7 protein-coding genes are annotated in these 8,028 nt (G+C 39.2%); 3 read left to right on the plus strand and 4 right to left on the minus strand.

Translation table 11 applies throughout. The annotated features are described in order from the left end of the window. Positions 1 to 124: 124 nt before the first annotated feature. Positions 125 to 529 (minus strand): hypothetical protein, encoded by a 405-nt coding sequence (locus tag J7I93_RS00715; protein WP_214722524.1) that lies wholly within the window; start codon positions 527 to 529, stop codon positions 125 to 127. A 154-nt stretch (positions 530 to 683) separates the two neighbouring features. Here J7I93_RS00715 and J7I93_RS00720 point away from each other — a divergent pair, with 154 nt between their 5' ends. Both J7I93_RS00720 and J7I93_RS00725 read left to right on the plus strand, forming a co-directional pair. Then, positions 684 to 1,220 carry a hypothetical protein gene (locus J7I93_RS00720; protein ID WP_214722525.1) on the plus strand — a complete coding sequence of 179 codons (537 nt, stop codon included), beginning with the start codon at positions 684 to 686 and terminating at the stop codon, positions 1,218 to 1,220. Between the two features lie 120 nt (positions 1,221 to 1,340). After that, positions 1,341 to 2,072, plus strand: a complete 732-nt coding sequence (locus J7I93_RS00725; protein WP_214722526.1) for a YwaF family protein — start codon at positions 1,341 to 1,343, stop codon at positions 2,070 to 2,072. 160 nt (positions 2,073 to 2,232) lie between these two features. On the opposite strand, the gene J7I93_RS00730 is transcribed toward J7I93_RS00725, so the two are convergent. Continuing rightward, on the minus strand, positions 2,233 to 2,895 hold the full coding sequence (locus J7I93_RS00730; RefSeq protein WP_214988615.1) for a DsbA family oxidoreductase: 663 nt from the start codon (positions 2,893 to 2,895) through the stop codon (positions 2,233 to 2,235). A 427-nt stretch (positions 2,896 to 3,322) separates the two neighbouring features. Further along, positions 3,323 to 4,453: a cysteine desulfurase family protein gene (locus tag J7I93_RS00735; protein ID WP_214722527.1), complete on the minus strand. Its 1,131-nt coding sequence runs from the start codon at positions 4,451 to 4,453 to the stop codon at positions 3,323 to 3,325. 993 nt (positions 4,454 to 5,446) lie between these two features. On the opposite strand from J7I93_RS00735, the gene J7I93_RS00740 reads away from it, so the two are divergent. Next, on the plus strand, positions 5,447 to 5,821 hold the full coding sequence (locus tag J7I93_RS00740; protein ID WP_214722528.1) for a VOC family protein: 375 nt from the start codon (positions 5,447 to 5,449) through the stop codon (positions 5,819 to 5,821). Between the two features lie 309 nt (positions 5,822 to 6,130). On the opposite strand, the gene J7I93_RS00745 is transcribed toward J7I93_RS00740, so the two are convergent. Continuing rightward, entirely contained in the window at positions 6,131 to 7,813 is a 1,683-nt protein-coding gene (locus tag J7I93_RS00745) for a multicopper oxidase family protein (RefSeq protein WP_214722529.1), read from the minus strand. Positions 7,814 to 8,028 lie beyond the last annotated feature (215 nt).

Raw genomic sequence — 8,028 nt, forward strand, 5'->3', positions numbered from 1 at the left:
GCGGAAATCAACAGGCCAATTAACAGAGCCTTATTATTAAAATCTGTAAAACTTACCCTTGTTTACCGCTCCAATAAACAGAGTGCAAAAAAGAGCTTTAACATAGCAAAAAGAAAATCAGATCTTACTCATCAACGCTATGTTTAAAAGGCTTAACACCTGTTATTTTAATAACTAAATATAGGAATAAAGCAAAGACTGCTTCAGTCGCACCGCCACGCCCTCTGCTATTGCCTTCAAGCAGCCATTCCCATTTTTCAGGGATAGGCAAGTAGGAGATGAATTCTAATATAACGACAGAAATCAAAACAGGTAAGATGGAAAAAACCATTCCCTTAAAATAAGGATTTACCCCCAGAAAATAATAAAGATAAACAGTAAGAGTAAAGAAAAAACCAACTAACCAGATACTTAAAGTTCTTGAAAAAGCCATAACGATAACAGAAAGGATTAAGCAAACGACAGTTCCTGCTAATATATAAGTATAGAATCGCTCATTGGTCCTTAATTGGCTAATGATGTTCCCCATTAAAATTGCCTCCTTTCCTTCAATTCCAGTTAATCATAATTTATAAAATGAATAAAACAAACTGCCAAATAATGCATGAATAAAATGCTTAATCCTCCCAGTTTCATCATTGAATACCGGATATCTGGTTAACCTAATGATGGGAGGCATGCATATGATTGTTTATCATGGATCTATAAGAAAACTTGAAGCGTTTACGAAAGAAACGGTTGTTCAAAATTTTAGCAATGGTATCGATACGATTGGATTTTGGTTTACTTCGGATGTAAATGCAGCAAAACCTTTTGCTATTGGAACGGAGACCGTGATCGAAAAATCGGAAACGGAGTTTTGGGAGGATGGCGAGCCTAAAGTCGTTCAATATGACAGGCCCGTGCGCGGTTTTATCTATAAAGTATATATGGATGATCCGATTCTTAAGGAATTCGAATCTTATGACTTGTTTATGCAGGAACGGGACAAATACTGTGATTATTTAGGGTCGAAAAAAAGAAAGCCTACCTGGAAAGATAAGGCCATTCTTCTGAACAAAGAAGAAGCAAATGCAAAGTTTCGTAAAAATCTAATGAGTCAGGATTTCGAAGGAATATCAGTTCGCAATACTAAACTTCATGGTGTTGCAACCGATCTCTATTGCCTTTTTTCTCAGGAGCCTATCCAAATTGCTGACATCATCCCTATAGACGAATAATCGCTTGATATCCTACTCACCCTATTTTCCCAAACGGAGAAATCGGAAAAATAACCGTATAAAAGTGGCCTTAAAAGCACATCTTATGTTTGCTCTAAATTCAAATATGAGGTGGGTTTAATGGAGTGGTTTGGCCTCAGTAAGAAACCGTTCAATTTTGATCTTTTTTCTGTTAGTCATTTTGTTATCCTGGCCATCTTTATTCTTGGTATAACAGCTATTTTCCTTTGCCGAACAAAATTAAGTAATGAAAAATGCAGAAGAGCCGAAATAGGGGCAGCCTTTTCTTTAATAGTGATTGAGATTCTGAATCATGCGTGGATGTATACAAATGGAGTCTGGAAACCAGGCCGTTCCTTGCCTTTGGAATTGTGTAATATCGCCCTTATACTATGTATCTTTTTACTAGTGACAAGAAAAAAAATATACTTTGAATTGATCTTTTTTATTGCCCTATTAGGTGCTACGCAGGCAATCATTACCCCAGCACTAACATACGGCTTTCCACACTTTCGATTTATTCACTTTTTCTATGCGCATTTGATGGTTGTATGGGTAACCTTATATTTCACATGGGCAAAAGGCTACTACCCTACATTTCGATCCTTCATGAAATTAATCGTCTTTATTAATCTTCTTTTGCCTCTGGTCTTGTTCGTTAATAAACGGGCAGAGGGGAATTATTGGTTTTTGCGCCACAAGCCAAAAAGTCCGAGTTTATTTGATGTGCTCGGTCCCTATCCCTGGTATATTTTTTCTTTGGAAGGAGTATTAATCGTTATTAGCTTAATTGCATGGCTAATACTGCGAAAGATGGAAAAGAGCTCTGATGAGCGTTCTCATGCCAAATGATTGGGCTGATCGCTTTGTATTAAATTGGAGGCCCGGCTGCTAATTAAATTAACCATCCGTTTACCTCACCTTAAAAGTTGAAACCTTTAATAAAAACTAGCCTACGATTTACTCCTTAAAAGGACACGCAGACTAGTTCTTAATGATATATTTTCAGCAATCAGTCGTTTTTCTTTTGAGGAATTTCGCATCCATCATCATCACAGATCACACCGTTTTCGTTGTTTAAAATAGTGATTTCATCTTCAGCAATGACTTTTTCAAATGCTTGTACAAATGCCTCAGTTGGCTGTGCACCAGAAAGAGCGTACTTTTTATTAATAAGGAAAAATGGAACACCTGTGACCCGATATTGCTGTGCTGTTTGTTCATCAGCACGAACAGCGTCGGCAAGCTCATCACTAGCCAGCATTTTTTCTACAGCATCTCGGTCCAACCCTACCTCTACGGCCAGCTCTGTTAAGGTAGCATGATCCCCAATATGTTTGGAATCAGTAAAATAAGCCTTTAAAAGCCGTTCCGTCATTTCTTTCATTAACCCCTGCGTTTTCGCAAACATCGTCAAACGGTGGGCGTCGAAGGTGTTAGTCAAAACAACTGTATCAATATTAAATTCCAACCCTGCATTCTTAGCCATTTGTACCATGTTTTGAGTATTCGCTTTAGCCTGTGCAATACTCATTCCATATTTTTTGGACAGCTTTTCATACATATTATCTTTTATATCCCGTTCGGCTGTCGGGTCCAGCTCGAAGCTTCGATACGTGACTTCAATCGGATGATCAATCTGTTTAATGGCATCCTCCAGATGCCTTTTGCCAATATAGCAAAAAGGTCAAGCAAAGTCAGTCCACATTTCAATATGCATACTGTATTCCTCCATTACAATGATTTCTCCTATAGTATAGTGGTTAAGGTGGTTTTTTACACGGAATTAGCTTAAGAGGTTAACAATAAGCTAAACGCAGCTTTTTTTATAAGATTAAGTTTTTGGATACAGAAATCGTGTTAAAAAATACTGATCATTTCCTTAAAATGTATCTTTTAACCAAAGCCTGTTTTCGCAAATAAGTAGTGAGGAGAGGTTGATTTCCGCTCCAGGATGCTCAGCGAACGCGGGGCGGGCGGTGAGCCTCCTCGGCGCGCAGCGCCTGTGGGGTCTCACCTGTCCCACACCTCCCGCTGGAGTCTCGCACCTTGCGCTCCAATCAACCAACCTTATTTATCAATGTTTTTATTCATAGATCTATTTAAAAACAACAATCTTTTAGAAAACGTCCTAACCAAATAACCACCTGATCAATTTCCTCCTTGGTTGTATACCTGCCAAGGCTAAATCGGATGGCTCCCATTCCAATATTTTCTGGAACACCCATTTCTCTTAAAACTGGAGATAATTCTATTTTACCGGAATGGCAAGCCGAGCCTGTGGAGGCTGCAAGCAAGGGGATTGCATCTAAAATGTCCTGGCCCATTCGATTGACAAAGCTGACATTCAAAGTATTCGGCAATCGCCTTTTTTCATGGCCATTCAGGGTGACCTCGCTTCCAAAAGCGTCCCTCAGTTGATTCCAAAAGTAATTCGTTAACTCCTCAAGCTTTGTGTCTTTTAAATACTCCTGTGCCAATTCACATGCTTTCCCCAGTCCAACCGCCAGCAAAGTATTTTCAGTGCCGGCCCGCAAGCCAAATTCATGGCCAGCTCCATGGATGAGGGGCTCTACTTCTATCCCTTTACGAAGATATAAGGCACCAATCCCTTTAGGTGCATATAGCTTGTGGCCAGCGATTGTCAGCATATCCACATTCATCTTCTCAACATCTAATGGCACTTTTCCCACTGATTGGGAAGCATCTGTATGAAAGGCAATATCGTATCTTCTGGCGATTTCTCCAATTTCATCAATTGGCTGTATGGTCCCCACTTCATTATTAGCATGCATAATGGTAATGAGAATCGTATCTTCCCTAATTGCATTTGCAATGTCCTGAGGGGAAACCATGCCATATTGGTCTACATCAACCATTGTGATCTCAGCACCCAAACGTTCAAGAAACCTCAATGGATTTAAAATAGCCGGATGTTCAATCCTCGAAGTAATAATATGAGCGCCTTTTCCTTGATGCTTAAAGTAATATCCCTTTAATGCAAGATTATTAGCCTCACTTCCGCCGCTTGTAAAAATAATCTCGTCTGGTGAACAAGACAGGAGATTGGCTACTTGATTCCTTGCAATCATTAATTTCTCTTTTACAGGTCTGCCTGCCCAATGGAGGGCGGAAGGATTACCATAAAAATCGTTTAAAAAAGGTCTCATTTCATCCACAACTTCATCAGCTACCGGTGTACTGGCATTGTAATCCAGATAAATCTTTTCCATTCCTCTAATCCCCCTTCTGCCTAAATTATATCAAAAGAAATTAATAGTTCCTGCTAGGTATGTAATCACACCCCTAAACCTGCTTTTCCATATGTATATATAAAATCTATTAAAAGAGGGGTTTATTTTGACTAGAAGACGATCGTCTTGTTGTATTTTTCCAGGCTACAGATGGTGCGGACCAGGCTGCAGCGGACCGGGGGCTCCCATTAACGGTGTGGATGCCTGCTGCAAAGCTCATGATAGATGTTTAGATAGCGGCAGATCGCAGTGCAGATGTGACAGGGAATTTCTTCATTGCCTCCGTCCAAAGGTGAACCTGCGGAACAAAGAAGGCACTGTAGCAACGATAATTTATATCTATATGAAAATCCAAACCGGCTTTACTTGCTGCACTAAAAATAGAAGAAGGTAGCATGGTTTTTTATTTCATGTTAAAAGGCGGTCTCCTCTGACGCCTTTGCAAATTTTCTAAAATAATTAACAATAAATTTACAGCCAAGATACCTTCGCTCAACAAAAAATGGATAGGATAAGAGTGTACAAAAAGGAAGAAAGGAGATGGACGAATGCTTGAGAGGCTGACAAGATTGGTTCTATTAACGATCTTTTGCACTCTTTTTCCTTGATAACGATCACTAACAAAATTCGCATCCTGTGGGTGCTCTTTTATTTTATGTAACTAGAATTGTCCTTTTTAACTAATTCTGAACCTCGAGAATTCTTTTTCTTTTCGACCTTCGTCAATGAATCCCATCTCTTTGTCCAGGGAAATGACCCTTGTTATTTAAAAACCACCCTAAACTTACCTTTTGAATAAACGGGTTCTTTTTGTTGCTTCTGATTTTTAAAAGTATCTCTCCAATCCCTAATTCCTTTCATCTCACCCGCTTATTTTTGGTGAATATTGTTAAATCCAAGGTACTCATTTATACTAAACTTGTGTGGAGCATTCTTTCAAATAAACCTTATATCAGGAAACTAGGAGGAAATATGAAACTAGGCGCATTCTCTGTAAGTTTAAGTGTAAAAGACATTCAGAAATCAAAAGAATTTTATGAAACTCTTGGGTTTCAAGCCTTAGGCGGAGACATTACGCAAAATTGGCTAATTATGAAGAATGAAAGCTGCATAATTGGTTTATTCCAAGGGATGTTTGAGAAAAACATTCTGACCTTCAATCCGGGTTGGGATGAAAATGCAAACAATCTCGATTCGTTCACGGACATTCGCGATCTGCAAAAACAGCTTAAGGCAAAAGGAATCAAACTACTGACTGAAGCAGATGAATCCAGCGAAGGGCCTGCCAGTTTTACAATTGAAGACCCAGACGGCAACCCTATTCTGTTAGATCAGCACAGAGATTAACGCAGCCTAGAAATTCTTAAAACATTCTCCATGGTTCATAACAAAAAGTTTTAATATAAATTAATTGAATAACGATAACAGTAAAAATGCGGCCAATTAACTGGAAGCCTTTTTACTTTAAGATTTTTCGCAAGCTTTGTAGCTATTTAAAAAAAGATAGTAGTGGTTAATTTCTGCTCCAGGATTTACTCTAACCAAAGAAAAAGGACTATCACAGTCCTTTTTCTTTTTGCTCCCGTAAACTCATACATCTGTTAAATCCACTACGTCCCGCCTGAAGAAAAAAAACAGAGATTATTAAGAAATTACCTATTCACAATTTCTTTCAACAATGATCAATGGCCTCATCATTTCATGATCCTCATGCTCCAGTATATGGCAGTGCCATACATATTCTCCTGTATAATTTTTGAAAGGGACTACGATTCTCGTTACTTTACCTGGCTCCACTCTTACAGTATCTTTCCAGCCTAGCTCGCTTGGATCCGGGGCTTCAGCTTCTTCACTCACAAATTGAATGCCTGTACCATCTTGAATCCATTGCTTTGTATTAAAATTATTTACATTAAATTCCTGTCGATTGAGTACTTGGAATTGGGCAAGATGAAGATGGATTGGGTGAGTAATGTTTGGAGGAATGCCAAGAGGTCTGCCGGGAACGAAAACAGGGTTTGCTAATTCCCAAACTTCGATACTATCATACTCAGGCAATTCTGTAGCAGGATCTCTAAAGTCTTTATGATTGATAGTCAGCATGAGCCTTCCTTGTTTATCAAGATCCTCAGTCATGACAAATCTTCTTACTTTTGGTTTTGGATCCAGCATATCAGGATCCAATTCTTCAAAAGCGCGCAGCTTCATAGGTAATACAATATCATCATCGCATACACCTTTACATTTGTGCCCTACTCTAAACTGCATAACTTCTTCTTTAAAGGTTTCCCGATTCCCTGCAAGATCCAACTCTTCTGTTCGAAGCGTAATCGTCTTACCTGCTAAATTCGAAAAATCAATGATCACATCTAAGCGTTCAGCAGGATCGAGCGGAAATTTCTCAATCGGCTTAGATTCTTCAATCATCCCTCCATCCGTCCCTATCTGCCAGAAGGGATGCAGGTTTGAGTCTTCGTCTTTGAGTTTGAAAGTAAAGCCATTTGTATTTGATGCATTTAGCATCCTAAAGCGGTACTTTCTTGGTTCAACATTCAGATACGGCCATACCTTTCCATTAACCACCATTGTATTTCCAATAAAAGCACGAACGACTGAAGGGTTTGCTGATGGGGTTGGATTTGGCGGGTAAAAAAGGGAGCCGTCTTCCCTAAAGGTTTTATCTTGTATCATGAGCGGGATATCATATTTCCCCTTAGGAAGATTAAGGCATTGTTCGTGAAAGTCATGAAGAAGATAGAAACCTGCCAGACCGGCATAAAGATTGAGTCTCGTCACTCCCATTGCATGGTCATGATACCAAAGTGTGGTGGCCTGCTGCTGATTTGGGTATTCATAAACTTGTCTGCTATATTTAGGACCTCTTATTCCGTAATTGCGTGTAAACCAGGCATCAGGATGGCCATCGCTGTCAGGAGCAACGTTGGCGCCATGGAGATGCACAACGGTACGGACCTCAGGACTATCAATTGCACTATCTAACGTTTTATCCACTGGCAAAAAGTGTTTTAATGGCAGATTATTAATCCATTTCACCATAACAGTACGACCTTTCATTGCTTCAATGGTAGGGCCGGGATACATGCCATTATAGCCATAGACTACGGCTTCACCTAAGTCACGATGGAATTTATGCCTGGCACACTTCATTTCTACCTCATAATAGTCATAATCACCTCCTCGGGATACAGGTTTTAAAACCTTTGGAATGGGAAGCTCATCAACAAATTTTGGTATTGTACCAGGAGGCCTCACGGCTAAATTGGCATTACTAGGATAACAATCGTTTCTTTTATCGCGTCTTTTGTGTCCATTCAACATTAATATCACCTTCCTTTTATTATTTTCATAGAGTTAAGGCAAAATACTTTAATATAGTAAATGAAATTAATAAAAGTTTGTGCCGGCCAATAGCAATAGGACTGTTAAAATGTGTGATTACCTTTTCCTACCCATAAAAATAGAGTGAAGCCCCTTCTTTTATATTAAGGCCGTTTTCGCAAAGTTTGTTATCTTACAAACTAGTTTTAATTACT

Source organism: Bacillus sp. ISL-47, assembly GCF_018613175.1.
Taxonomy (GTDB): domain Bacteria; phylum Bacillota; class Bacilli; order Bacillales; family Cytobacillaceae; genus Cytobacillus.

Excerpts from the sequence above, each read along its gene's own strand:
- J7I93_RS00740 (WP_214722528.1), top strand. The coding sequence starts at position 5,447 with ATGAAACTAGGCGCATTCTCTGTAAGTTTAAGTGTAAAAGACATTCAG.
- J7I93_RS00720 (WP_214722525.1), top strand. The coding sequence starts at position 684 with ATGATTGTTTATCATGGATCTATAAGAAAACTTGAAGCGTTTACGAAA.
- J7I93_RS00715 (WP_214722524.1), bottom strand. The coding sequence starts at position 529 with ATGGGGAACATCATTAGCCAATTAAGGACCAATGAGCGATTCTATACT.
- J7I93_RS00745 (WP_214722529.1), bottom strand. The coding sequence starts at position 7,813 with ATGTTGAATGGACACAAAAGACGCGATAAAAGAAACGATTGTTATCCT.
- J7I93_RS00735 (WP_214722527.1), bottom strand. The coding sequence starts at position 4,453 with ATGGAAAAGATTTATCTGGATTACAATGCCAGTACACCGGTAGCTGAT.
- J7I93_RS00725 (WP_214722526.1), top strand. The coding sequence starts at position 1,341 with ATGGAGTGGTTTGGCCTCAGTAAGAAACCGTTCAATTTTGATCTTTTT.